The sequence below is a fragment of the Anaeromyxobacter sp. K genome, assembly GCF_000020805.1.
Taxonomy (GTDB): domain Bacteria; phylum Myxococcota; class Myxococcia; order Myxococcales; family Anaeromyxobacteraceae; genus Anaeromyxobacter; species Anaeromyxobacter dehalogenans.
The window spans coordinates 4,189,379-4,212,761 of sequence record NC_011145.1; the positions used below are offsets into that span (position 1 = coordinate 4,189,379).

At 74.9% G+C, this 23,383-nt stretch carries 23 protein-coding genes; 9 read left to right on the forward strand and 14 right to left on the reverse strand.

Going from position 1 to position 23,383, the window contains the following annotated elements:
* Positions 1–16: 16 nt before the first annotated feature.
* Positions 17–322 (forward strand): hypothetical protein, encoded by a 306-nt coding sequence (locus tag ANAEK_RS18740; protein ID WP_012527699.1) that lies wholly within the window; start codon positions 17–19, stop codon positions 320–322.
* A gap of 19 nt (positions 323–341) precedes the next feature.
* Here the strand turns inward: ANAEK_RS18740 and ANAEK_RS18745 are convergent, their stop codons facing one another.
* Together ANAEK_RS18745 and ANAEK_RS18750 are read right to left on the reverse strand one after the other, a co-directional pair.
* Positions 342–713 carry a DUF2007 domain-containing protein gene (locus ANAEK_RS18745; protein WP_012527700.1) on the reverse strand — a complete coding sequence of 124 codons (372 nt, stop codon included), beginning with the start codon at positions 711–713 and terminating at the stop codon, positions 342–344.
* 135 nt (positions 714–848) lie between these two features.
* The gene (locus ANAEK_RS18750) at positions 849–2,090 is read right to left on the reverse strand and encodes a cation:proton antiporter (protein WP_012527701.1); all 1,242 of its coding nucleotides are present in this window, start codon (positions 2,088–2,090) and stop codon (positions 849–851) included.
* Positions 2,091–2,445: 355 nt separating this feature from the next.
* On the opposite strand from ANAEK_RS18750, the gene ANAEK_RS18755 reads away from it, so the two are divergent.
* Complete coding sequence (locus tag ANAEK_RS18755; protein ID WP_012527702.1) at positions 2,446–2,880, forward strand: hypothetical protein; 435 nt, start codon at positions 2,446–2,448, stop codon at positions 2,878–2,880.
* 458 nt (positions 2,881–3,338) lie between these two features.
* Entirely contained in the window at positions 3,339–4,670 is a 1,332-nt protein-coding gene (locus ANAEK_RS18760) for a citrate (Si)-synthase (protein ID WP_012527703.1), read from the forward strand.
* A 149-nt stretch (positions 4,671–4,819) separates the two neighbouring features.
* On the opposite strand, the gene ANAEK_RS18765 is transcribed toward ANAEK_RS18760, so the two are convergent.
* Both ANAEK_RS18765 and ANAEK_RS18770 read right to left on the reverse strand, forming a co-directional pair.
* Complete coding sequence (locus ANAEK_RS18765) at positions 4,820–6,061, reverse strand: M23 family metallopeptidase (RefSeq protein ID WP_012527704.1); 1,242 nt, start codon at positions 6,059–6,061, stop codon at positions 4,820–4,822.
* A gap of 220 nt (positions 6,062–6,281) precedes the next feature.
* Positions 6,282–6,629: a DsrE family protein gene (locus tag ANAEK_RS18770; RefSeq protein ID WP_012527705.1), complete on the reverse strand. Its 348-nt coding sequence runs from the start codon at positions 6,627–6,629 to the stop codon at positions 6,282–6,284.
* Positions 6,630–6,676: 47 nt separating this feature from the next.
* Here ANAEK_RS18770 and ANAEK_RS18775 point away from each other — a divergent pair, with 47 nt between their 5' ends.
* Complete coding sequence (locus tag ANAEK_RS18775) at positions 6,677–8,290, forward strand: 30S ribosomal protein S1 (protein WP_012527706.1); 1,614 nt, start codon at positions 6,677–6,679, stop codon at positions 8,288–8,290.
* Positions 8,291–8,688: 398 nt separating this feature from the next.
* Positions 8,689–8,943, forward strand: a complete 255-nt coding sequence (locus tag ANAEK_RS18780) for a hypothetical protein (protein WP_012527707.1) — start codon at positions 8,689–8,691, stop codon at positions 8,941–8,943.
* Positions 8,944–9,086: 143 nt separating this feature from the next.
* Here the strand turns inward: ANAEK_RS18780 and treZ are convergent, their stop codons facing one another.
* The gene (gene treZ, locus ANAEK_RS18785; protein ID WP_012527708.1) at positions 9,087–10,751 is read right to left on the reverse strand and encodes a malto-oligosyltrehalose trehalohydrolase; all 1,665 of its coding nucleotides are present in this window, start codon (positions 10,749–10,751) and stop codon (positions 9,087–9,089) included.
* Between the two features lie 245 nt (positions 10,752–10,996).
* On the opposite strand from treZ, the gene ANAEK_RS18790 reads away from it, so the two are divergent.
* From ANAEK_RS18790 to ANAEK_RS18800, 3 genes are all read left to right on the forward strand, one after another.
* A complete protein-coding gene (locus tag ANAEK_RS18790) occupies positions 10,997–12,787 on the forward strand; it encodes a phosphoenolpyruvate carboxykinase (GTP) (protein ID WP_012527709.1) in 1,791 nt (596 codons plus the stop codon).
* 104 nt (positions 12,788–12,891) lie between these two features.
* On the forward strand, positions 12,892–13,641 hold the full coding sequence (locus tag ANAEK_RS18795; RefSeq protein ID WP_012527710.1) for an NRDE family protein: 750 nt from the start codon (positions 12,892–12,894) through the stop codon (positions 13,639–13,641).
* A gap of 35 nt (positions 13,642–13,676) precedes the next feature.
* Positions 13,677–14,012 (forward strand): DUF971 domain-containing protein, encoded by a 336-nt coding sequence (locus ANAEK_RS18800; RefSeq protein WP_012527711.1) that lies wholly within the window; start codon positions 13,677–13,679, stop codon positions 14,010–14,012.
* Positions 14,013–14,064: 52 nt separating this feature from the next.
* On the opposite strand, the gene ANAEK_RS18805 is transcribed toward ANAEK_RS18800, so the two are convergent.
* From ANAEK_RS18805 to ANAEK_RS18825, 5 genes are all read right to left on the reverse strand, one after another.
* Complete coding sequence (locus ANAEK_RS18805; protein ID WP_232288277.1) at positions 14,065–14,970, reverse strand: HD domain-containing phosphohydrolase; 906 nt, start codon at positions 14,968–14,970, stop codon at positions 14,065–14,067.
* A gap of 119 nt (positions 14,971–15,089) precedes the next feature.
* Complete coding sequence (smpB, locus tag ANAEK_RS18810) at positions 15,090–15,581, reverse strand: SsrA-binding protein SmpB (protein WP_012527713.1); 492 nt, start codon at positions 15,579–15,581, stop codon at positions 15,090–15,092.
* Positions 15,578–16,447, reverse strand: a complete 870-nt coding sequence (panC, locus tag ANAEK_RS18815; protein WP_012527714.1) for a pantoate--beta-alanine ligase — start codon at positions 16,445–16,447, stop codon at positions 15,578–15,580. Before panC ends, smpB begins: the two co-directional genes overlap by 4 nt.
* A gap of 23 nt (positions 16,448–16,470) precedes the next feature.
* The gene (gene panB / locus ANAEK_RS18820) at positions 16,471–17,391 is read right to left on the reverse strand and encodes a 3-methyl-2-oxobutanoate hydroxymethyltransferase (protein ID WP_012527715.1); all 921 of its coding nucleotides are present in this window, start codon (positions 17,389–17,391) and stop codon (positions 16,471–16,473) included.
* 67 nt (positions 17,392–17,458) lie between these two features.
* Positions 17,459–18,106, reverse strand: coding sequence for a deoxynucleoside kinase (locus ANAEK_RS18825; RefSeq protein WP_012527716.1), 648 nt, complete (start codon positions 18,104–18,106; stop codon positions 17,459–17,461).
* Between the two features lie 232 nt (positions 18,107–18,338).
* On the opposite strand from ANAEK_RS18825, the gene ANAEK_RS18830 reads away from it, so the two are divergent.
* A complete protein-coding gene (locus tag ANAEK_RS18830) occupies positions 18,339–18,605 on the forward strand; it encodes a hypothetical protein (protein WP_012527717.1) in 267 nt (88 codons plus the stop codon).
* Between the two features lie 99 nt (positions 18,606–18,704).
* On the opposite strand, the gene rsmA is transcribed toward ANAEK_RS18830, so the two are convergent.
* The 4 genes from rsmA to ANAEK_RS18850 form a co-directional block, all read right to left on the reverse strand.
* The gene (gene rsmA, locus ANAEK_RS18835; RefSeq protein WP_012527718.1) at positions 18,705–19,559 is read right to left on the reverse strand and encodes a 16S rRNA (adenine(1518)-N(6)/adenine(1519)-N(6))-dimethyltransferase RsmA; all 855 of its coding nucleotides are present in this window, start codon (positions 19,557–19,559) and stop codon (positions 18,705–18,707) included.
* 64 nt (positions 19,560–19,623) lie between these two features.
* Positions 19,624–19,950, reverse strand: a complete 327-nt coding sequence (locus ANAEK_RS18840) for an SPW repeat protein (protein WP_012527719.1) — start codon at positions 19,948–19,950, stop codon at positions 19,624–19,626.
* Positions 19,951–20,053: 103 nt separating this feature from the next.
* Positions 20,054–21,061: a tRNA (adenosine(37)-N6)-threonylcarbamoyltransferase complex transferase subunit TsaD gene (gene tsaD, locus ANAEK_RS18845; protein WP_012527720.1), complete on the reverse strand. Its 1,008-nt coding sequence runs from the start codon at positions 21,059–21,061 to the stop codon at positions 20,054–20,056.
* Between the two features lie 77 nt (positions 21,062–21,138).
* Positions 21,139–23,283, reverse strand: a complete 2,145-nt coding sequence (locus ANAEK_RS18850) for a DUF4388 domain-containing protein (protein ID WP_012527721.1) — start codon at positions 23,281–23,283, stop codon at positions 21,139–21,141.
* Between the last annotated feature and the right edge of the window lie 100 nt (positions 23,284–23,383).

Here is a 23,383-nt window from a genome sequence, read left to right on the forward strand (position 1 = left end):
CGTAAGAACGCCGGCCATGTCGCTCCACACCCTGCTCGCGTTCGTCGCCCTCGCCGGTTCCGCCCTGCTCTTCGCGACCGGGGGCCGCGTGCTCGCCACCATCGCGCTCGTGGCGAGCGGCCTCGAGGTGCTGATGGCGCTGGGCGTGCTGCAGCTCCGGGTGGTGCAGCTGCCGCTCGGGCTGGTGCTCGGCCTCGCGCTCGCGCTCCCCGGCCTGATCGCCTGGTTCCGCGCCACCGCGAAGCCGGCCATCTCCGCCGCGACCATCGTCGCGCTGGTGGGCACGGTGCAGGTGGTCGCCTACGCGGCGCTGCACCGCTGAGCGCCGCGCCGGCGCGCCCTCAGCGCAGCACGCGCCCGAGCGCGAACACGCCGGCGAGCCCGAACGCCGCGATCCACACCACCAGCCAGGTGACGCCCCAGCCGTCGCGCGCCGGCACCGCGGGCGCGGGCGGCTCGGCGGCGTGCGCCGGCTCCGGCGTCGCCAGGATGTCGCGCGAGCGGTCGAGGTCCATGGCGGGCACCATGAGCCGCAGCGCGCGCGTGCCGGGCAGCAGCGCCGCGTCGGCGCCGTCGCGGAACGCGGCCGGGATGCCGTCGGCCTCGAGCATGCCGCGGGCGAGCTCCGCCTCGGCGCGCGTCCAGTAGACGGCGACCGTCCGGTACTCCGACGAGTGCTGCGCGCTCCCCTCGCGCTGCGGCACAAGCTCCACTGGCTCGCCCCCCCAGGCACCCCGATGCTGCCAAACTCTCGCGCCCGGGTCCAATGCGGGCTCGCCTGTTCGTGCGAGGTGCACTTCCTGTCGCCCGCCAACGGGCGAGGCCGGACGCCGGACGCGCACCCCGCGTCACGCCGCCCGGACGGTGGGTGCGGGACCGGCCGCCACCGCGGGCGCCGTCCCCATCCGCCAGCGGAGGAGCGGAGGCGTCACCAGCGTGGTCACGAGCACCATGGCCACGATGGCCGCGAACGCGCCCGGCCCGAGCAGCGGCCGCCCGCCGGGCGCGAGCGACATGCCGATGTTCGCGAAGATGAGCCCCACCTCGCCGCGCGGGATCATCCCGAGCCCCACCGCGAGCCGGTCCACCCCCGGCGTCACCACCGCGAGCGCGCACGCCTGCTTGCCGAGGATCGCCGCCACCGAGAGCGCGCCCGCGAGCGCGAGCGAGCCGGTGCCCAGCGCGCCGAGGTCGACCGCGAGGCCCATCCGCACGAAGAACAGCGGGACGAGCACCGCCGCGAGCGGGGTGAGCCGCTCCTCGAGCCGCCCCGCTCCGTCGCTCAGCTCCGCGAACGGCACGCCCTCCAGCACCAGCCCGGCCGCGAACGCGCCCACGATGGGCGCGAGCCCCACCGCCGAGGCCGCCCACGACAGGGCGAAGCAGATCACCAGCGCCAGCGTGAACAGCACGCCCTGGCCCCGGAGCCGCGCCGCGATCGCGAACAGCCGCGGCGCCGCCCACCGGCCCGCCACGAGCGCGGCGCCGAGGAACCCGACCGCCTTCGCGCCGACCCACGCCAGGACGGTCACCACCCCGGAGCCGCCGCCGCCGCCCGCCAGCCCGACCATCACCGCCAGCACGAGCAGGCCGAGCACGTCGTCGATCACCGCCGCGCCCAGGATGATCTGCCCGGCCGGCGAGCCGATGCGGCCCATGTCGCGGAGCACGCGGGCGGTGATGCCCACGCTGGTGGCGGAGAGCGCCGCCCCGAGGAACAGGTGCGCGACCGGGCTCGCCTCCGGCAGGAGCCACGCGCCCACCCCGTAGCCGAGCGCCATGGGCACCACCACGCCGATGCACGCCACCAGGAACGCGGACGCGCCGACCTTCACCAGATCGGCGAGGCGCGTGGAGAGCCCGACCTCGAACAGCAGCAGGATGACGCCGAGCTCCGCGAGCGCCTCCAGCACCGCGTCGTGCGCCAGCCCCTCCGTCCCGTGCAGGCCGACCGCGGGGAGCGCGCCGAGCGCGACGCCGGCGAGGAGCTCGCCGAGGACGGGCGGCTGTCCCAGCCGGGCGGCGAGGACGCCGCCGAGCTTCGCGGCGGTGAGCAGGACGGCGAGGGCGACGAGCAGGTGCGCGATCACGATGGAAGCCTCCACTGCGCCGGCTGCCAGCGGTCCGGGCAGCGGCGCCGGCGCGCTGCCCGGATCGGCGGCGGCGGCCGGCACGGCGAGGCGCGCCGCCGGCCGGGATGGCCCGCCACCGCGGTCCGCCGCGGGAGAATGCATCCGCCGGACCACGGCTGGCCGGGAGGCGCCGGCGCGCGTCGGCGCGCCTCGGCCCCCGGTCCGTGGATCCGGGGCCGGCGCCCGCCCCGGCGCCCGCCCATGTCAGAGGCTCCGGCTAGGGTCCGCTCGCCGACCCTTCCCCGCGCCTGGCCGTGACCGGCCCGGGCGCGACGGGAGCAGGGGCGGTGTCCGCTAGGTGGAGGTTCCGAGGATGGCCGTGAAGGTCATGGTGGCACCCGCGATCGTGAAGGGCGAGCTCGAGAAGCCGCGATCTCCCGGCCGGCAGAAGGAGCCCGGCGACGCCGCGAAGCCCAGGCGTCGCCGCTCGTCCGTCTACGATGCCGACGGCAACGAGGTCTTCATCACGCTCATGTGCCTGAAGTGCCACAAGATGCGGCCGCTCTCGCAGTTCGGCCTGCGCCGCATGGCCGACGGCGCCATCCGGAACCAGCCGTGGTGCCGGACCTGCCGGTCCGGGACCGCTGAGAAGCCGCGCGGGGGGGCTGCAGAAACCGTGGAGTCCTCCGCGGTGGAGGTCCCCCCGGCCGCGAACGGGGTGACCGCGCCGGCCGAGCCGGAGCGGAAGCGCGCCTCGGGCGCGGTGGCCGCCGAGGTCGCCGCAGCCCTGGCGGCAGGCCGCGGCTAGCCGCCGGGTCCGCACCGGGGATCGGGTGGCCCGCGGGGGCGAGGGCGGTGCGCCGCCCTGGGGTGCTGGCGTGCTCGCCACCCCGGCGCGCCGGCCGCCGGCGCCGCGCGCTCGGTGGCGAGCGGCATTTGGTCGCGGCGTCGCGCGGTCCGGCGAGCGCGCGCCCGCCGGCACGCCCGCTCGAGGCGGGACGGACGGCGCGTTCGCCTGCGAGCGAAACCCCAGGATTTGCCGGGCGCTGCCTGCGCACATCGGCGCCATTGACCAATCGCGCGGGCTGAAGTGGACCGCTCCGGGCGCTCGCCCGGCGCCTTTCAAAGCGTAAATAGACCTTTGTGCTCCACGACTTAGCGGCCCTTTCCCGTTTGCGCCGTCCCCTCGCCCGCGAGTAGGATTCGGGCCCTCGCGTTACGAAATCCCAAGCAACTCAAACCTTCAGACAGTTGGCCGGAGTGACCATGGCTGAGTCCACGCTGAAGCAGGTGCTGAAGCAGAAGATCGAGGCGTTCCGCCCGCGGATTCAGAAGCTGAACAAGGAGTTCGGCGAGGTGGTGATCGACAAGGTCAACATCGGCCAGGCGATCGGCGGCGCCCGCGACGTCCGCTGCCTCGTGACCGACATCTCGTACCTCGACCCGCAGGAAGGCATCCGCTTCCGCGGCAAGACCATCCCCGAGACCTTCGAGGCGCTGAAGGCGCACGTCGTGCCGGGCGGCGAGATGCCGACCGTGGAGAGCTTCTTCTACTTCCTGCTCACGGGCGAGATCCCGACGAAGGAGCAGGCGCAGGAGGTGTTCGCGGAGTTCAAGAAGCGCGAGGCGCTCCCGCAGTACGTCATCGACGTGCTCCGCGCGATGCCGCGCGACTCGCACCCGATGGCGATGTTCTCGGCCGGCATCGTCACGATGCAGCGCGAGTCGGTGTTCGCGAAGCGCTACGGCGAGGGCAACCTCAAGAAGACGGACATGTGGGACCCGATGTACGAGGACGCGATGACGCTCGTCGCGCGCCTCCCGGTGCTCGCCGCGTACATCTACCGGATGAAGTACAAGGGCGACACGCACATCGCGTCGGACGCGAGCCTCGATCTCGGCGGCAACTTCGCGAAGATGATCGGGCAGGTGAAGCCGTACGACGACGTGGCCCGCATGTACTTCATCCTGCACTCGGATCACGAGTCGGGGAACGTCTCGGCCCACACCTCGCACCTGGTCGCGTCGGCGCTCTCCGACGCGTACTACTCCTACTCGGCCGGCATCAACGGCCTCGCCGGCCCGCTGCACGGCCTCGCGAACCAGGAGGTGCTCGGCTGGATCCAGCAGACGATGAAGAAGCTGAACAACCAGGTGCCCTCGAAGGAGCAGCTGAAGCAGTTCCTCTGGGACACGCTGAACTCGGGCCAGGTGATCCCGGGCTACGGCCACGCGGTGCTCCGCAAGACCGACCCGCGCTACACGGCGCAGAACGAGTTCGCGAAGAAGCACCTGCCGAACGACCCGCTCTTCCAGCTCGTGAACATGATCTACGAGGTGGCGCCGGGCGTCCTCACCGAGCACGGCAAGACCAAGAACCCGTGGCCGAACGTGGACGCGCACTCGGGCGTGATCCAGTGGTACTACGGCGTCCGCGAGTGGGACTTCTACACGGTCCTCTTCGGCGTCGGCCGCGCGCTCGGCGTGCTCGCCAACCTCGTGTGGGACCGCGGCCTCGGCTACGCCATCGAGCGGCCGAAGTCGGTCACCACCGAGATGCTGGAGAAGTGGGCGCACGAGGGCGGCCGGAAGATCTAGGCCCGCGCTCCTCGGCAGCCTGAAGACACCGAAGGCCGCCCGCGAGGGCGGCCTTCTCCGTTTCCGGAGGTCGGGTGACGCGCGGGCGGCGCTCGCGCCCGGGCGCGGCCGGCGCTCCCCGCTCGCGGGGGCGCCGGCGCGTCCCGCGGTCAGCGCGCCGCGGGGAGCGCGACCGGGGTGGCGGGGACGGCCGCCGGCGCCTGCGTCGCGGCCACGGCGCCGCCGAGCGCGGCGTCGAGCGCGGTGCGCCGCGCGTCGTAGGCGGGGCGGCGGGCGGGGTCGAGCGAGGCGCGGCGGATCTTGTGGATCTCGAACGGATCCAGGATCCGGCCGTCGGGCGCCTCGAGCTGGTAGTGCAGGTGCGGCGCGGTGGAGTGGCCGGTGTTCCCGGACAGCGCGATCTGCTCGCCCTTCTTCACGCGGCGGCCCGGGACCATGTCCTTGGGCAGCACCTCGAGGTGCAGGAAGATCGCGTGTCGCCCGGAGGCGGGATCGCGGAGGTCGAGGCAGTTGCCGTTCCCGGCGAAGTTCCAGTTCCGCCGCTCGATCACGCCGTCGAACGTGGCGAACACCGGCGTGCCGGTGGGCGTGCGGAAGTCCACGCCCTTGTGGCGGCGGCCGTCGCGCAGCAGCGAGGTGACCTGGTCGTACTCGTGGATGGGCGCGTCCACCAGCAGCTCCTCGAGCTCGGTGCCGTCGGCGCGGTAGTAGCGCGGCCAGCGCGATCCCTCGGGCTGGAAGCGGTACGCGGCGAACACGCGGCCGAGCTTCTGCGACGCGAACCGCACCGCCTCGACCACCGGCTCGCCCGACGCGGGCAGGCCCTGGGCGGCAGGCGCCGGCGGCGAGTAGAGGATCTCGATCCGGTCGCCCTTGCGGCCGTCGCGCGCGACGCGGAGGTCCCAGACGAGCAGCCGGTTCACCACCTGCGTGAGCTGCTCGCCGACGTCCCGGTCCTCGGGCGGGAGCGCGCGCTGGATCGACTCCTCCAGCGCCCCGGAGAGCGTCGCGACCACGCGGCGCGGGCCGGCAGGCGCCGCGGGCGCGGCGGCCGCGGCGGGCGGCGCCGCAGCGGGCGCGGGCGCCCCTGCGGTCGCGCTCGCGTCCGGCGCCGCGGCCGGGGCGGCCGGCGCAGCCCCGGGGACGGGGGCGGCGGCCTGCTGGACCGCGGCGGCAGGCGCGGCCGGGGCCGGGGCCTGCGCGACGGGGGCGGCATCGCCCGGGGACGCTCCGCCGATCGCGAAGCGGCCGCCGGGAGCCGTGAGGCGGCCGAGCAGGATGCCCGCGGCGAGCGCCACCCCCAGCGCGATGCCGAGGGCGGCTCGGCGCGCTCCGGGCCGCGGCGTGTGCCCCGGCCGGTGGGGAGGCGGATCGATGGAGAGGCTGACCATGTGCGGGGCTCCGGGGGTGCGGGAGGGCGACGGGAGGGCGGATGATAAACGGCCGACCGACCCGCGATCTTCCGCCCAAGGGACGCCCCTCGGGCTCCCTCGCGGGCCGGCCGGCCGCCCTCCCCCGTCCGAGCGAGCGAGCGGTCGATCGATCGCGTTGCAGCGAGCGCAGCCAGCTCGGCCCCCTCGGAGCTCCGCTCCGTGGGGCGGGGCGCAGCCGTCAGAAAAAGAATCGGTCCGTCACGCCGGCGGACCACTCGAGGATCGTCGGCCAGCCCACCACCGCGTCCAGCGTCCGCTCCGCGTCGGCGAGCGCGACCTTCTGCTCGACGACGCTGGCGCTGCACGCGATCAGGCGGCACTCGCCCACCGTCCGCGCCTGCTGGAGCGCCGCACCCGGCTCCTCCGGGTCGGCGTCGTGCGCGGCCACCAGCGCCGGGACGGCCGGGCCGAACAGGTAGACGTCCACCCGGTCGCCCAGCGCGGCGGCGGCCAGGGCGGCGGAGCCGGCCAGGCGGAGCGCGCCGGCGTCGGCGTGCGACACGAAGATCACGGCGCGGCGCTCCATGCGCCCCTTTTACGCGAGACCCGGCGGCTGTGCTATGAGACGCCGCCATGTCGGACCAGAAGAAGCCCGAGTCCCCGGGCCCGGTGGTGATCCGCAAGGGCCACGTGAAGCCCCCGCCCCCCGGCGCGAAGATCGAGGCGCCCGAGGAGGAGCGGCTCGCGCCCGCGACGTCGCAGCCCGCGCCGGCGGCGCAGGACCGCCGTCCGCTCTGGCAGCGCGTGGCGGAGGATCGCAGCCCGCGACCCGGCCCCGGCGGCGCCGGCCCGCAGCAGCGCGGCGGCCCCCGCGGCCCGAGGCCCGGCGGCGGCGGTCCGCGCGGCGAGCGGCGCCCCCGCGGCGAGCGTCCCGAGCGGCGGGAGCACGGTGAGCCGGCCCCGGCCGCCCCGCTCGACTCCCCGCGCCCGCCGGCCGGCGAGCCGCCGCCGGCGCCGGAGGTGGAGGTTCCCGACGAGGGCTCCTTCGCGGACATGCTCGCGGGCTCGGAGGCGGGGCCGCGGCGCCGCTTCCAGGTCGGCGAGAAGGTCGCCGGCAAGATCATCCAGATCGGCGAGGACGTCGCGTTCCTCGAGCTCGGGTCGGGCGTCGCCGAGGCGATGATCGAGACCGTCGAGCTGAAGGACGAGGCCGGGAACGTGGCGGCCCGCGTGGGCGACATCATCGACGCGGTGGTGGTGAAGGCCACCGATCGCGGCGCGGTCGTCTCGAAGGGCCACGGCCGCGCCACCCGCGACAACGCCCGCGACGCGGTGATCGAGGCCGCCCACACCGGCCTGCCGGTGGAGGGCGTGGTGAAGGCGGTGAACAAGGGCGGGCTGGAGGTCGAGGTCCACGGCGTCCGCGCGTTCTGCCCGATCTCGCAGATCGACGTGCGGTTCGTGGGCGACGCCTCCTCGTTCGTCGGCCAGAAGCTCCTGTTCAAGGTCACCCGCGCCGACGCGCGCGACGCCGTGCTCTCGCGGCGCGCGCTGCTCGAGGAGGAGCGCGCCCACAAGGCGGCCGAGACGCGCGCGCGGCTCGCGCCGGGCGCGGTGTTCGACGGCGTCGTGACGAGCGTGCAGGACTACGGCGCGTTCGTGGACATCGGCGGCGTCGAGGGCCTGGTGCACGTCTCCGAGCTGGCCTGGGACCGGGTGTCGAAGCCGCAGGACCTGCTCTCGGCCGGCGATGCGGTGCAGGTGCAGGTGCTCCGCATCGACGAGGATCCGAAGAAGGGCGAGCGCATCGGGCTCTCGGTGAAGGCGCTCGCGCCCCGGCCCGAGCCCGCGGCACCGGCCCCGGGCGCGGAGGGCGCCGAGCGGCCCGCCCGCCCCACCCCGCCGCCGCCGCCGCGCGTCGGCGACGTGGTGCAGGCCACCGTCGACAAGGTGGAGAGCTTCGGCGTGTTCGTGCGCTTCGCCGGCGGCCGCGGCCTGGTGCCGGCGAGCGAGACCGGCACGCCGCGCGGCGCCGACCTGCGCCGGAGCTTCAAGGTCGGCGACACGCTGCAGGCGCTCGTGTCGGCGATCGACGAGCAGGGCCGCATCCGCCTCTCGAAGACCGAGGCCGAGCACGCCGCGGAGCGCGCCGAGGCGCGCGAGTACATGGCGAAGGCGCCGCGCGGGCAGGGCAAGGGCTTCGGCACGCTCGGCGACCTGCTCCGGCAGAAGCTCGAGAAGAAGTAGCGCGCCGCCGCGGGACGCGATCACCGTGCGTGGCTTCACGCATGGTGATCGGCGGCGCCCGCTGCCTCGACGGACGCACGGTCCGTGCGGGCGCCTCCGGGCCACCCCATCAGGGACAGCGCCGGCGCCGGCTCTCCCGTTCGCGTGTGACCTGCCCGTGCGGTCAATATTGACTCGCGCAGTCCACGTTCCCGGAGCGCCTTCGGAACCTCGAGGTCTCGTTCCGGCGGGCAGTGATCCGCGTCAAGCTCGACGGGTTCTAAGCCATTGAAACCATTAGGTCAGCGTCCTTTTGGCCCATCGCAGGAGCCGCCGCGACCTCGTATCTGATGGCCTGTGGTCGCCCGGCACCCGAGCGACCCGCGGCCGCGCCGGCGACGCGGCGAAGGAGCGACGCGATGGCCACACAGTACGGTGCACTGTCGTACTCGTCTCGCACCCAGTCCCCCACCCGGGTGATCACCCGCGCCATGGTCGAGGCCCGGCGCGTGCTCGTGGGGGCGCTCGCCACCGCGGCGGTGGTCGCGTTCATGAGCGCGGTCGGCTGGGTCGCGCTGCTGGCCCTCACCGTCACCGTCCCGTTCGCGACCATCGTGATCGCGCTCGCCGTGGGCATCCGCCACTTCCGCCAGGATCGGCGCGCGCTCGCCTGAGGCGCGCCCCGGCGCGGGCCGGCCCACCACGAACGCCGGCGGCCGGGCCCCGCACCGCTGCGCGCCACGACGCACGCGCCGCCAGAGCGCGCCCCGAGCCGCCTGCGCGCGCCCGGGGCGCCCTCGCCAGGGCGCATCGCGCGTCACCCCTCGCTCACGCTCCAGCCCCACGGGCCGAGCCCGGCCCCGGCGCGGTCGGAGAGGTTCGCGCGCACGGTGAGCCCGGGGCGGCGGAGCGTGAACGCCGCGCCGTCCCGCGCCACCTCCGGCCAGCGCGCCGCGATGGCGTCGCGGTGGCGGCGGCGCACCTCGAGCAGCCGCCGGTGGTGCTCGCGGAGCGCGCCGTGCCGGCCGTCGCGCCGGTGGGAGAGCGTCGACCGCAGGAACGTCCGCTCGTCCTGCGGGTCCGGCGGCTCGCCCTGCCCGCGCGCGATGTGCTCGGCGCGGCGCCCCTCGGAGACGGCGCGCGCCAGGGCCGCGTCGCCGTGGCTGGTGAAGTACTGGAACGGGCGCGTCTCCCCGTACTCCTCGCCCATGAAGAGGAGCGGCAGGGCCGAGCCGAGCAGCACGAGCGCCGCGATGGGCTCGAGCGCCGGCCAGGGCACGAGCGCGGCCAGCCGCTCGCCGTGCGGGCGGTTGCCGATCTGGTCGTGGTTCTGCGCGCAGGCCACGAAGCGCGAGGGCGCGAGCCCCGCCACCGGCGTGCCGTGCGGCCCGCCGCGGTACGCCGAGCGCTCGCCCTGGAAGACGAAGCCCTCCGACAGCGCGCGGGCCACCTGCTCGGGCGCGCCGAAGTCGACGAGGTAGCGCTCCCGCTCGCCGGTCACGAGCGCGTGGAGCGCGTGGTGCAGGTCGTCGGCCCAGACCGCGGAGCAGCCCCAGCCGGCGGGCGGCGGATCGAGGACCCGGCGGTCGTTGTCGTCGTTCTCGGCGATCACGTGGATCCGGCGCCCCTCCCGGCGCGCCAGCGCGGAGACCTCGTCGCACAGCTCGGCCACCAGGTGACGCGGCCCGTCGTCGCGGATCGCGTGCGTGGCGTCGAGGCGGAGCGCGTCCACGCGGAAGTCGCGCACCCACTGCAGCGCGGCGCCGAGGAAGTAGGCGCGCACCGGCTCGGCGTCCGGGCCGTCGAGATCGAGGCCGTCGCCCCACGGGGTGCGGTGACGATCGGTGAGGTACGGCGCGAGCTGCGGGAGGTAGTTCCCCTCCGGGCCGAGGTGGTTGTAGACGACGTCGAGGCACACCGCGAGGCCGAGCGCGTGCGCGCGGTCCACGAAGCGCTGCAGCGCCGCGGGCCCGCCGTACGCCGCGTGCACCGCCCAGCTCTGCACGCCGTCGTAGCCCCAGTTGCGCGCGCCGGCGAACGGCTGCACCGGCATGAGCTCGACGCAGGTCACGCCCAGCTCCGCCAGGCCGGGCAAGGCCTCGGCCGCCGCGTCCAGCGTGCCCGCCGCGGTGAACGTGCCGACGTGGAGCTCGTAGAAGACCAGCGCCTCGAGCGGCAGCCCCGCGAACGCGCGCCGCCAGCGGTGGCGCGCCGGGTCGAACACCTCGGACGCTCCGTGAACGCCGTCCGGCTGCGCGCGGGAGGCGGGATCGGGGAGCGCCCGCCCGCCCGGCAGCACGAGCTGGTAGCGCGTGCCATGGCCGGCGCCGCGGACCTCGCCGGTCCACCATCCTTCCGGCGCGGGCGCCAGCGGGTGATCGACGCCGTCGATCCGCACCGCCAGGCGCTCCGCGCGCGGCGCCCAGGCGCGGAAGCGGACGCCTCCGGTCGTGATCTCGGGGCCGTGTGCCGGACGCGACATGCGAGCAACGTAGCGCCTCCGGCCGCGCGCGGCGCGGGCTCGCCGCGGGGCCGTGTCGCCCGATCGCGGGGCGCACCGGCGCACGTTTGCGCGCGGTGCGCGCCGGCGCCAGCTTGCAGGTCGGAACGCGAATTCGGGGCTCGACTCTGCGACCTCTCGTGCGCTAGCTTGGCGTCCCCGTTTTCCGCGCTGCAGCTGCGCGTCCCCAGGCCCTTTTTCCGCTCAACCGTAAAAAGGAATTCCTGATGTCCACCTCTCCTGCCGCTCGTCCCACGTCGAACGCGCACCTCCTCGGCTGGGTCGACGAGATGGCGAAGCTCTGCAAGCCCGATCGCGTCTACTGGTGCGACGGCTCCGAGGCCGAGAAGAAGCGGCTGACCGACGACGCCGTCGCCGCCAAGGTCCTCATCCCGCTCGACCAGCAGAAGTGGCCCGGCTGCCACTACCACCACTCGAACTCGAGCGACGTCGCCCGCGTCGAGCACCTCACCTTCATCTGCACGCCGACGAAGGAGCAGGCCGGCCCGACCAACAACTGGATGGAGCCGAAGGAGGCCTACCGGAAGCTCGGCGCCATCTTCGACGGGTCGATGAAGGGCCGCACCATGTACGTGGTGCCGTACGTGATGGGCCCGAGCACCTCGCCCTTCGCGAAGGTCGGCATCGAGATCACCGACTCCGTGTACGTGGCCCTGAACATGGGGATCATGGCGCGCATGGGGAAGGTGGCCCTCGACCGCCTCGGCGACTCGGACGAGTTCAACCGCGGCCTGCACTCGGTCGCCGACTGCAACCCCGAGCGCCGCTTCATCTGCCACTTCCCGCAGGACAACACCATCTGGTCGGTGGGCTCCGGCTACGGCGGCAACGCGCTGCTCGGCAAGAAGTGCCTCGCGCTGCGCATCGCCAGCTACCTCGCGAAGAACGAGGGCTGGCTCGCCGAGCACATGCTGATCCTCGAGGCGGAGAGCCCGACCGGCGAGAAGCAGTACGTCGCGGCCGCGTTCCCCTCGGCCTGCGGCAAGACCAACTTCGCCATGATGATCCCGCCCGCCGCGTTCCCGGGCTGGAAGATCCGGACGGTCGGCGACGACATCTCCTGGATGCGGGTGGGCGAGGACGGCCGCCTCTGGGCGGTGAACCCGGAGAACGGCTACTTCGGCGTGGCCCCGGGCACGAACCGGAAGACGAACCCCAACGCGATGGACTCGGTCCGCAAGGACACCATCTTCACCAACGTCGCGCGCACGCCGGACGGTGACATCTGGTGGGAGGGGATGGACCACGAGGCGCCGGCCGAGCTGATCGACTGGAAGGGCCAGCCCTGGAAGAAGGGCTCCACCGAGAAGGCGGCGCACCCGAACAGCCGCTTCACCGCGCCGGCGAAGAACAACCCCGCCATCTCGCCGCTGGTGGACGATCCGAAGGGCGTGCCCATCTCGGCCATCATCTTCGGCGGGCGGCGCTCCACCACGGTCCCGCTGGTGCTCGAGGCGTTCAACTGGACGCACGGCGTGTACCTGGGCTCGACCATGGGCTCGGAGACCACCGCCGCCGCCACCGGCCAGGTCGGCGTGGTCCGCCGCGACCCGATGGCGATGCTGCCGTTCATCGGCTACGACTGCGGGAGCTACCTGCAGCACTGGCTCGACATGCAGTCGCGCATCCCGAACCCGCCCAAGATCTTCCTGGTGAACTGGTTCCGGAAGAGCGCCGAGGGCAAGTTCCTGTGGCCGGGCTACGGCGACAACATGCGCGTGCTGAAGTGGATGCTCGACCGCGCCGCCGGCCGCGCGCCCGCCCAGGAGACGCTGCTCGGGTACACGCCGGGTGACGCGGGCCTCGACCTGCACGGCCTCGACGTCTCGAAGGACGCGATCGCGGCCGCGACCCGGATCGACCTCGGCGAGTGGGAGCAGGAGCTGGAGTCGCAGTCCGAGTGGTTCGAGAAGCTCGGCAAGACGCTGCCCCGCCCGCTCGCGCTCCAGCGCGAGCTGCTGCTCGAGCGCGTCCGCGCCGCCCGCAAGGTGAAGTAGCGCGCTCCGCGCGAGACGTTCCGGGGGCCCGGCCGGCGACGGTCGGGCCCCTTCCCGTCGCGCCGGGCGAGCGGGACCGCCGCCCCCGTGTTAAGCGTCCGGGCATGTGCACCCTCGCCGTCGCCCTGCAGGCGGACCGCCGCTGGCCGGTGATCGTGGCCGCCAACCGCGACGAGCGGAACGGGCGCCCGTCGGAGGGCTGGGGCCTGCGCGACGGCGCGACCGGCATCCGCTACGCGGCGCCGCGCGACCTCCTGGCCGGCGGCACCTGGATCGGCCTCTCGGCGCGCGGCGTGTTCGCGGGCGTGACGAACTACCACGCGCCGGCGCAGTGGTACCCCGACCCGGAGCGCCGCTCGCGGGGCGACCTCGTCCCGCTCGCGCTCGCCGCCCCGGACGCGGAGGCCGCGCGCGCGGCCGTCGAGCGGGCGGACGCGGCGCAGTGGAACCCGTTCCACCTCGTGGTCGCCGACGCGCGCGCCGCGTTCCTCTGGTGGTTCGACGGCGAGGCCTCCGGGATCGAGCCGCTCGGCCCCGGCCTGCACGTGGTCACCGAGACCTCGCCGCACGGGCGCGGCCCGCGCCCCGACCTGGTGCGCGCCCACTGGCCGCTCGAGCCCTCGGTGCCCCGCCTGCGAGAGGTGCTGACCCAGCACGCGGCGGTGCCCGGCACCGGCACCGCGCTCGCCACCTGCATCCACATGGACCCGGACTACGGCACCCGCTCGTCGGCGCTGGTGCGCCTCGCGCCCGAGCTGGACCGCTCGGAGCTGTACGCGACCGACGCGCGCCCCTGCCTCGGACCGTACCAGGACCGGGCCGACCTCGTCGCCGCGCTGGCGCGGTCGGCTTGACAGCGCGCCCGCCGGGCGCCATCCAAGGAACCGCCATGGGACTCCTCGATCGGATCACCTTCCAGAAGCAGACGGCCGAGCCCCCCGAGTCGATCGACGTCCAGCCCGATCACGCGATCCGCATCGTGTGGCCGGGCGGGCGCGAGACGACCCTCACCTCGTGGGCGCTGCGCGACTTCTGCCCGTGCGCGTCGTGCGTGGAGGAGGGCACCGGCAAGAAGCTGCTCGACTCCTCCACCATCCCGCCCGACATCCACCCGCTGGAGATCAACCCGGTGGGCGCGTACGCGATCCAGATCCAGTGGTCCGACGGCCACAACACCGGCCTCTACGCCTGGCCGACGCTGCGCCACGCCTGCGGGCTGGAGTAGGCGGCGCCTCGGCTCCGGGACCGCTCCGCGGCCCGCGCCCGCGGTGAGCGGCCTACAGCGGACTTCTTCCAGGTGCCGCGACGGGCGCGTGCCGGTTCACCTCGGGCGCGTGCCCCTCGCGCGCACCGCCGAAGCGGATCGCGCGCGGGTCGCCGCGACCGCCGCGGAGGGCGTGGACCAGCAGCTTGGCGGTGTTCGCGTCGGCGTGCCCGGCCAGCACCTCCGCCACGATGACGTCGGCGGCGCCGCGCGCGTCGTAGGCCGCGGAGCGGTACGCGCGCGGCCGCGTCAGCGCCGCGAACGCGCTCGCCACCGACACCACCTCCACCGCCCGCGAGGGCGCGGCGCCCATGCCCGGGTAGCCCTGCCCGCAGCGCCAGTGGTGGCAGCGGGCCGCCGCCACGGCCGGGTGCGGGCCCAGCTCGCGGGCGAGCTGGAACGCGCCGAGCAGCGGGTGGGCCGCGATCCGGTGCGCCTCGCGGATCTCCAGCCGGTCGGCGCGCTCCACCACCGTCGCCGGCACGTGGCGCATGCCGAGGTCGTGCAGCAGCGCCGCCGCGGCCAGGTCCGGCAGCGCGCGCGCCCCGCCCACCGCGCTGAGCAGCATGCGGACCGCCACCGCCGCGGTGGTGAACGCGTGGAGGTGGAGCGCCGGCCGCTCCGCGCGGAGCGCCAGCAGCTCCTCGACCAGCCGCTCGGTCAGGCCGGCCGCGGCCACCGCCCGCGCCACCGCGTCGCGGGCCCCGGCGCGCGCGAACAGCGCCCGGTAGGCCGGGTCGTCCAGCGCCACCTCGAGATCGCCGCCCAGCGGCGTGTCCGCGAGCGCGCGGCGCGGCGCCGGCCGCGCGTGCTGGGCCGCCTCCTCGATGGACTCGGGCGACACCACCAGGCCGCGGCGAGCGACCACCCGGCCCTGGCAGTCGAGCAGATCCTCGGCGAGCGTGAGCCGGTCGAACACCGACACGAGGCTAGCAGGCCCGCGCCGCGCGGCGGGAGCCACCGCCCCATCGAGAACGGCGGCCGCGCGATCGGGGGCCCGCGGAGGAAGGAGCGAGCCCCGGGACGCCGGGGCGCACGCTAGCGGCGCCGGCCCCGCGCGAGCGCCCGGTCCATCTCGCGCTTCGACTCCCGCTCGGCGATGGCCCCGCGCCGGTCCTCGTGCGAGCGCCCGCGCGCCAGGCCCAGCTCCACCTTGGCCCAGCCCTGCTTGAAGTAGATCCGGAGCGGCACGAGCGTGTAGCCGCGCTGCTCGACCTTGCCGCGGACGCGGTCGATCTCGGCCCGGTTCATGAGGAGCTTCCGGTCGCGCAGCGGCGCGTGGCCGAAGTGCGCCGCCTGCTGGTACTCGCCGATGCGGCAGTTCAGCAGCCACAGCTCCTCGCCGCGCGGCATCGCGTACGCGTCGGACAGGTTGACGTTGCCCTCGCGCAGCGACTTCACCTCGCTGCCGGTGAGCACCAGCCCTGCCTCCCAGGTGTCCTCGACGTCGTAGTCGAAGCGCGCGCGGCGGTTGGACGCCGCCACCTTCTCCGCGGCGTCCGCCGCCTTGCCGCCGGCCTTGCCCTTCATGGCAGCCTGCCGTTGTCGATGAGGCGGGTGGCGCCGAACCACGCGGCGAGCAGCAGCACGCTGCCGGGCTCGGCGCGCGCCACCGGCGCGAGCGTCTCGGGGTGGACGATCTCGACGTAGTCCACCCGGCCGCCGGCCGCCTCGAGGCGGGCGCGCGCGCCGGCCCGCAGCGAGGCCGCGTCCCGCTCGCCACGGGCGGTGGCCTCGCGCGCGGCGGCGAGCGCCCCCGAGAGCGCGAGCGCGCGGCGCCGCTCGTCCGGCGAGAGGTACGCGTTGCGCGAGGAGAGCGCCAGGCCGTCCGGCTCGCGCACGATGGGCATGCCCACGATCTCGATGCCGAAGGCGAGGTCGCGCACCATGGCGCGGATCACGGCCACCTGCTGCCAGTCCTTCTCCCCGAACAGCGCCACGTGCGGGCGGGTCAGGTTGAACAGCTTCGCGACCACCGTGGCCACGCCGCGGAAGTGGCCCGGGCGCGAGGCGCCGTCCAGGCCCTGCGAGGCGCGCTCCACCGTGACCCAGGTCTCGTGCCCCGGCGCGAACATCAGGGCCGGGTCGCTCGGCGCGAGCACCGCGTCGAGGCCCGCGGCGGCGCACTTCGCGAGGTCGCCCTCGAGGTCGCGCGGGTAGCGGGCCAGGTCCTCGGTCGGACCGAACTGCGTCGGGTTGACGAAGATGGTGCCCACCGCCAGGCCGCGGCGGCCGCCCTCGTCGGCGCGGCGCCTCGCCTCCCGCATGAGCGAGAGGTGGCCCTCGTGCAGGTAGCCCATGGTCGTGACCAGGGCGATGCGCGTGCCGGCCTCGCGCGCGGCGGTGCAGCGGGCCTGCCAGGAGGCCGGATCGGTGATCAGCTCGGTTGTCTTCACCTTGGGTGTGCTCGATCCCGGCGCTAGATGGGGGCGCCGATGGCGTCCGGCGGCTCTTCCTCCGCCGCTTCGGCGTGGCGCTCCACCGGAACGAGGCGGACCGAGCTGGAGTGGAAGCTGTGCGCGTCGTCGGGGAACGCGCGCGCCTTCACCTCGCCCACGTACGCGCCCACCGCGTCCTGCACGGCGGCGCCGACCTCGCCGAAGCGCTTCACGAACCTGGGCGTGAAGGACGCGTCGAGGCCGAGGAGGTCGTTCAGCACCAGCACCTGCCCGTCGCAGTGCGGGCCCGCGCCGATGCCGATGGTCGGGACGCGCAGCTGCGAGGTGACGATGCGGGCCAGCTCGGAGGGGATGCACTCCAGCACCAGCGCGTAGCACCCGGCCGCCTCGAGGGCGCGGGCGTCGCGCAGGATCTGCTGCGCCTTCTCCGAGTCCTTCCCCTGCACCACGTAGCCGCCCATCTTGTGGACCGACTGCGGGGTGAGGCCGATGTGGCCCATCACCGGCACGCCGGCGCGGACGATCCGCCGGATCACCTCGCCGAACTCGGCGCCGCCCTCGAGCTTGACGGCCTCGGCGCCGCCCTCCGCCACCAGCCGCATGGCGGCCTTCACCGCCTCGTCGGCGCTGGCCTGGTAGCTTCCGAAGCTCATGTCGGTGACGAGGTGGGCCCGGCCGTCGCCGCGGGCGAGCCCGCGCCGCACCATGGCCGAGTGGTAGACCATCTGGTCGAGCGTGACCGGCAGCGTGGACTCGTGGCCCTGCACCGCCATGCCCAGCGAGTCGCCCACCAGCACCGCGTCCACGCCCGCGACCGCGACGAGCCGCGCGGCGGTCGCGTCGTAGGCGGTGACCATGGCGATGCGCTCGCCGGACTCCTTCATCCGGCGCAGCTCGTGGATGGTGACGTGCTTGCGTGGCGCGGGGGGATGGGACGACATCTTCGACGACCTCCGGTGTAGGCCCCGGGTCCGGGGTCCTGCCCATTGGTGAGGCGAGGAGACGACTCTAATACGTCCTGGTGCCCAGCGGTACGTAGTGCTGCGTGCCCTTGCGATGCTTGCGAATGACCGCGAGCAGCGCCTCGAGGTCCTCGGGCTCGGACTCCACGTCGATGTCGCTGGTGTTGACCACCAGCAGCGGCGTGTCCTCGTAGTGGAAGAAGAAGTCGTTGTAGGCCTTCGCGAGCGCCTCGACGTAGGCGGGATCGAGGCCCCGCTCGAAGTCGCGGCCGCGCTTCTTGATGCGCGACAGGAGCACGTCGGTGCGGGCCTGCAGGTAGATCACGAGGTCCGGCCGGACCACCCGCGGGCCGAGCAGCTCGTGGATCTGCCGGTAGAGCGCCAGCTCGGCCGGCTCCAGCGTCAGGGTCGCGAAGATGCGGTCCTTCGCGAACAGGTAGTCGGCCACCGTGGAGCTGGAGAACAGGTCCTGCTGGAAGAGCACCTGCTGCTGCTGGAAGCGCGAGAGCAGGAAGAACACCTGCGCCTGGAAGGCGTGCTTCTTCCGGTCTGCGTAGAACGCAGGGAGGAACGGGTTCGACTCCGCCTCCTCCAGGACCAGGCGAGCGCCCAGGCGCTCGGCCAGCACCTGGGCAAGGGTCGTCTTGCCCACACCGATGGGTCCTTCGACCGCGATGTACCGAGGGCGTTCCATCCGGAAGCTCGCAGGAACGCGCGAGATTGCCACGCGTCGAGGTCGCCCGCAAGGCGCGCCCGCGGCGGGCCGTCCCGCGGGCCGGCGGGCCGTCGCGCTGCGGCGATCTGACATCCGGATCGTGGGATCCATGATCCCGGGATCAGGGCTGGCCTTGACCCCGCATGTGCAGCCACGTATCGTCATGCCGATTCGCAGGGCGGGAGCTGGAACGCGGGGCTCGGAGGCGGAGATGCGGAGCAGGGTGGCGGTCGGGCAGAAGGCCGTGGCGAAGGCCGGGAAGGCGCAGGAGGACGGGATCGACCCCGCCTACCACCGCGCCATCCTCAAGATCGCGCTCGAGCTCAAGAAGCCGAACGCCCCCAGCTACGACGCCATCGTGGCGACGACCATCCGGTCGATGAAGCTCGACCCGGTCGCGTTCCGGCGGTACCTCGGCGAGAACGGCGCTCGGAACATGAGCCTGATGCTCGCCACCGCCCGCACCGGAGGCCTCTAGGCCACCGGGCACGGCTCACGGGCGCCCGTTCGACGGATGGGGTCGGTCGGGGCGGGCGGGGAGATTGAGGACGGGCGCCCGTGACTTCTCCGCTGCACGTCAGCCCAGCGTGCGCTCCAGCGCGGCCCACTCGGCCAGCGTGAGCGTCTCGCCGCGGCGGCCCGGGTCCACCCCGGCGGCCGCGAACGCGGCCTCGAGCCGCGCCGGATCCGCGAGCTTCGCCGAGCCGAGCGCGTTGCGCAGCGTCTTGCGCCGCTGACCGAAGCCGGCCTTCACCAGCCGCCGGAAGCGCGCCGGGTCCGCCACCGCGTCCGCGGGCGGGCGGAACAGCGCGCAGAGCACCGCGCTCGCGACCTTGGGCGGCGGCCAGAACGCGCCGGGCGGCACGATCCGCTCCACCGACACGTCCGCCTCGCGCTGCAGGAGCACCGAGAGCACGCCCCAGTCCCGGCTCGCGGGCGGGGCCGCGAGCCGCTCGGCCACCTCGCGCTGGAGGAGGAACACCGCGCGCGACACGTGCGCCACCTGGTCGAGGATCGAGAACAGGATCGGGCTGGTGAGGTGGTACGGCAGGTTCCCCACCACCGCGAGCCGCGGCCCCTCTCCCGCGGCCGCCGCCGCCCCGAAGCGCGCCGCCAGGTCGGCGTAGTCGAGCCGCGCCGCGTCCGCCTCGAGCAGCGTGATCCGGTCGCCCAGCTCGCCGCGCAGCACCCGGACCATGTCGCGGTCGCGCTCCACCGCCGCCACGCGCGCGCCCCGCGCCAGCAGCCGCGCGGTGAGGTGGCCGAGGCCCGCCCCGAGCTCCAGCACCGCGTCGCCGGCGCGCGGCGCGGCGAGGCGCGCGATGTCGTCGAGGACGGCCTCGTCCCCGAGGAAGTTCTGGCCCCAGCTCTTCTTCGCGCGGAGGTCGTACCGGTCGAGCAGCGCGCGCGGGCTCGGATAGTGGTCGGTCATCGCGGGGCGCAGTATGCCCCGGCGCGGCCGCGCCGTCCCGCCCGCCGCTCGGGGGCGCGAGCCGTCAGGTCGCCGGGGCGGCCCGTCCGCGCGGCCGGTGCGGGCGCGGCGGCGTGAGCGCCACCCAGCAGACCAGGATCCCGACCACGATGTCGTTCACCGCCAGTCCGGCGTCGAGGTAGCCGAGCACGAACGGCGACAGCACGGCCCAGGCGCCCAGCACGACGTTAACGGCCTGGAGGCGCGGCAGCGCCATGGCCAGGAACGCCACCAGGAAGATGGCGAGGCCGAGGAAGATGTGATCGCCGAACTCCGGCGTGCGCGGGCCCGCGACCAGCCCGGTCGCGAGCATCCACCCGCCGAACACCACGTTGAGCCACCGCAGGGACATGACCGCTCCGATCCTCCTGCCGATCAATAGGAACGGACGGTCGCGGCCGCAGGGGCCGGGCGGGCGGGCGCCCGCTGCGGCGGGCTGCGCGGGTGCGGCCGGATCAGAGGCGCCAGGCGGGATCGGCGTTCAGGTCCGGCCCGGCCCGCTCGCCGCGGAGCAGCGCGTGCGTGCCGGCGACGGCGATCATGGCGGCGTTGTCGGTGCAGAGCCTGACCGGCGGGATGAAGACGGACATGCCCTCGTACTCGGCGGCGCGGGCGGTGGCGGCGGCGCGCAGCCGGCTGTTCGCGGCCACGCCGCCCGCCAGCACCAGCCGCGCGAACTGGAGGCGGCGCGCGGCGCGGAACGCCTTCTCCACCAGCGCGCGCACGATCGCCTCCTGGTAGCTCGCGCACAGGTCGGCGAGCGCGGGCCCCTCGGGGACGCCGTGCTTCTTCACGTGGTGCAGCAGCGCGGTCTTCAGCCCGGAGAAGCTGAAGTCGAGGTCGGCGCCCTTCACGATCGCCTTCGGGAAGCGGATCGCGGCCGGGTCGCCCTCCTTCGCCAGCCGGTCGATGGCGACGCCGCCGGGGTACGGCAGGCCGAGCAGCTTCGCGCCCTTGTCGAACGCCTCGCCGGCCGCGTCGTCGCGCGTCTGCCCGAGCAGGCGGTAGTCCCCGAAGCCGTGCGCGGCATAGAGCGAGGTGTGCCCGCCCGACACCACCAGCCCGAGGTACGGGAACGCGGGCGGCACCTCCGCGAGGAACGCCGCGACCAGGTGGCCCTCGAGGTGGTTCACGCCGACCAGCGGCTTGCCCCAGGCGAGCGCCAGCGCCTTCGCGGCCTGCACGCCCACCAGCAGCGCGCCCACCAGCCCCGGCCCGCTCGTCACCGCCACCGCGTCGAGGCCCTCGGGCCCGACGCCGGAGCGCGCCAGCGCCTCGTCCACCACCGGCATCACCTGCACCACGTGGTTGCGGCTCGCCAGCTCCGGCACCACCCCGCCCCAGCGCCGGTGGATGTCGATCTGCGTGGACACCACGTCCGAGAGCGCGCGCCGGCCGTCCTCGACGACCGCGCAGGCGGTCTCGTCGCAGGAGGTCTCGATGGCGAGCACTCGGGTCGGCATGACGGGGGCGGAAGGTAACGCGGTCCGGCCTCGCGCGCGAGCGCAACCCGCGGCGCGGGGCTCGCGCCTCCGGGGGACTACCGGAGCTGCCGGCCGAGGATGTCGCGGACCGCGCGTGCCTCGGGGCCGCTCGGCGACAGCTCCAGGAAGCGCGTGTACGCGGCGCGGGCCTGCGACGCGCGCCCGGCGCCCTGGTGGATCTCGCCGCGCAGCAGCCAGGCGGGCGCGTAGCCCGGGTCGAGCTCGATGGCGCGGTCGAGCGCGCGGACGGCGTCCCCCGAGCGCTGCGCGTCGTGCAGCGCGCGAGCGAGCCCGACGTACCCGGGCGCCGTCGGGCGCAACCCCACCGCGCGCCGGTAGTCGACGGCGGCCTCGGCGAACCGGCCCTCCTCGTACTTGCGGGCGGCGGCGGCGAGCAGGCGGCGCGGATCCGCGCTCTCCGCGCGCGGAACGGCCGCAGCGGGCGCCGCGGTCGCCGCCGGGGCCGCGGTCGGCTCCACGGCCGCGGCCACCGGCGCGGGCGAGGGCGCCTCGGTCGCGACGGGGGCGCTCGCGGTCGCGACGGCAGGATCGGCGTGCGCCGGCGGCGCGGGCTCGACGGGCGCGGCGGCCGTGGCCGGCTGGACGGCCGGGGCGGCGGCCGGGCCGGCGGCTGTGGTCGCGGGGGCGGCGGGCGCGGGCCCGGCGCTCGCGCCGCGCCCCCGCAGCGCGACCGCGCCGGCGACGGCCGCGAGGACGAGCACGCCGAGGCCGATCGCGAACGGCGCGCGCGAGCGGGCCGGCGCGCGCGACGGCGCCGCCGGTGCCGGGGGCGGGCCCGGGATGACGGCCGCGGCCGGCGTGGGCTCCGGGCGCGCGCGCGGTGCGATGGGCGCCGCCATCGACGGCGCGGCCGGCGCGACCGGCGTCGCCGGCGCCGGCGCGGGCCGCCGCGCGGGGGCGGCCAGCGAGGGCGGCGGGGGCAGCGACCCGGGCGGCGGCAACGGCATCGAGAAGCCGCCCTGGGGGACGAAGCTCGGCGGCGCCGCAGGCGGCTCGGGGCGCGCGGCCGCGGCGCGCGACGGCTCGGGGGCGGGCTCGACGGCCTCCGGCGCGGGCGCGTGCGGCGCGGAACGCCCCACCGGCCCGGCGAACCAGTCCACGCCCTGCGGCTCCGGCGTCGCCTCCGCCGGCGCGGTGCGCGCGGGCCGGCCCAGGCGCGGCGCCTGCTCGACCGGCTCCGGCGCGGCCTCGACCGCGGGCGGTGGCGCGGCGGCCGGCTCGGGCGCGGGCGGGACCGCCACCTCCTTCGCGATCCCCTCGAAGAAGAGCTTCGAGATCACGCCGGCGGCGGCCAGGTCGTCGTAGTCCGCCTCCTCGATCACCTGCTCGAGCGGGCGCCGCCCGTCGAACAGGCGCAGCAGCGCGTTCACGTCGTCGGGGATCTCCGCCAGCCGCTCGGCCAGCGCGGCCGGGTCGATCTCGAAGACGCGGTCGAGCGAGGGAAGCTGCTCGACGATGCGGCCCCACTCGTCGATGCGGCGCATGCCCTCCATGAGCAGCCCCTGCGTCGAGACCGGGATCCGCTCCTCGCGCTCGATGGGCTTGAACTCGATGGCGAACTCGCCCTCCTGCCAGTTCAGCAGCCGGTAGAACGCGTTCTCGCCGGTGACCTTGCCGCCCAGCTCGCAGTCGAGGATGCGGCCGTCCTTGAAGTAGCAGACGGCCTCGAGCCCCCGGCGGCTCTTCACGTGGAGCGCGCCGGACTTCTTCCCCATCTCCAGCGTCTGGACCAGGTCCACCACGCCCATGTCGGACAGGTTGCCGGCGAAGCTCGCCTTCAGGTCCTTCTTCTCGAGCCGCTCCTTCTCCTTCTTCTGGAGGAGGAGCTTCACGCGGGTGACGATCTCCTTGATGTAGATGGGCTTCGTCAGGTAGTCCTCGACGCCCAGCTCGAGGCCCTTCACCTTGTACTCGACCGACTTCTGGCCGGTCAGGAAGATGAACGGCGTCCCGCGGTGACGCTCGTCCTCCTTCAGCCGCCGGCACAGCTCGAAGCCGTCCATCTCCGGCATCTTGGTGTCGGAGAGGATCAGGTCGGGCGGCGAGACCGCGCACCGCTCCAGCGCGTCGCGCCCGTTCACGGCGGTCGTGACGGTGAAGCCCGCCTTCTTGAGCGAGACCTCCATCACCCGCAGTGACTTGGGGTCGCCGTCGACGAGGAGCAGGTGCTGCTTCGCCAAGCTGCCGCCTTTCCGCACGTTTCCGTACGTCTACACGCGCCGCGATGACGCCCGGATCTCGCAGCAACGGCCCGGCGGAGTCAAGGCGCGGAACCCGGGG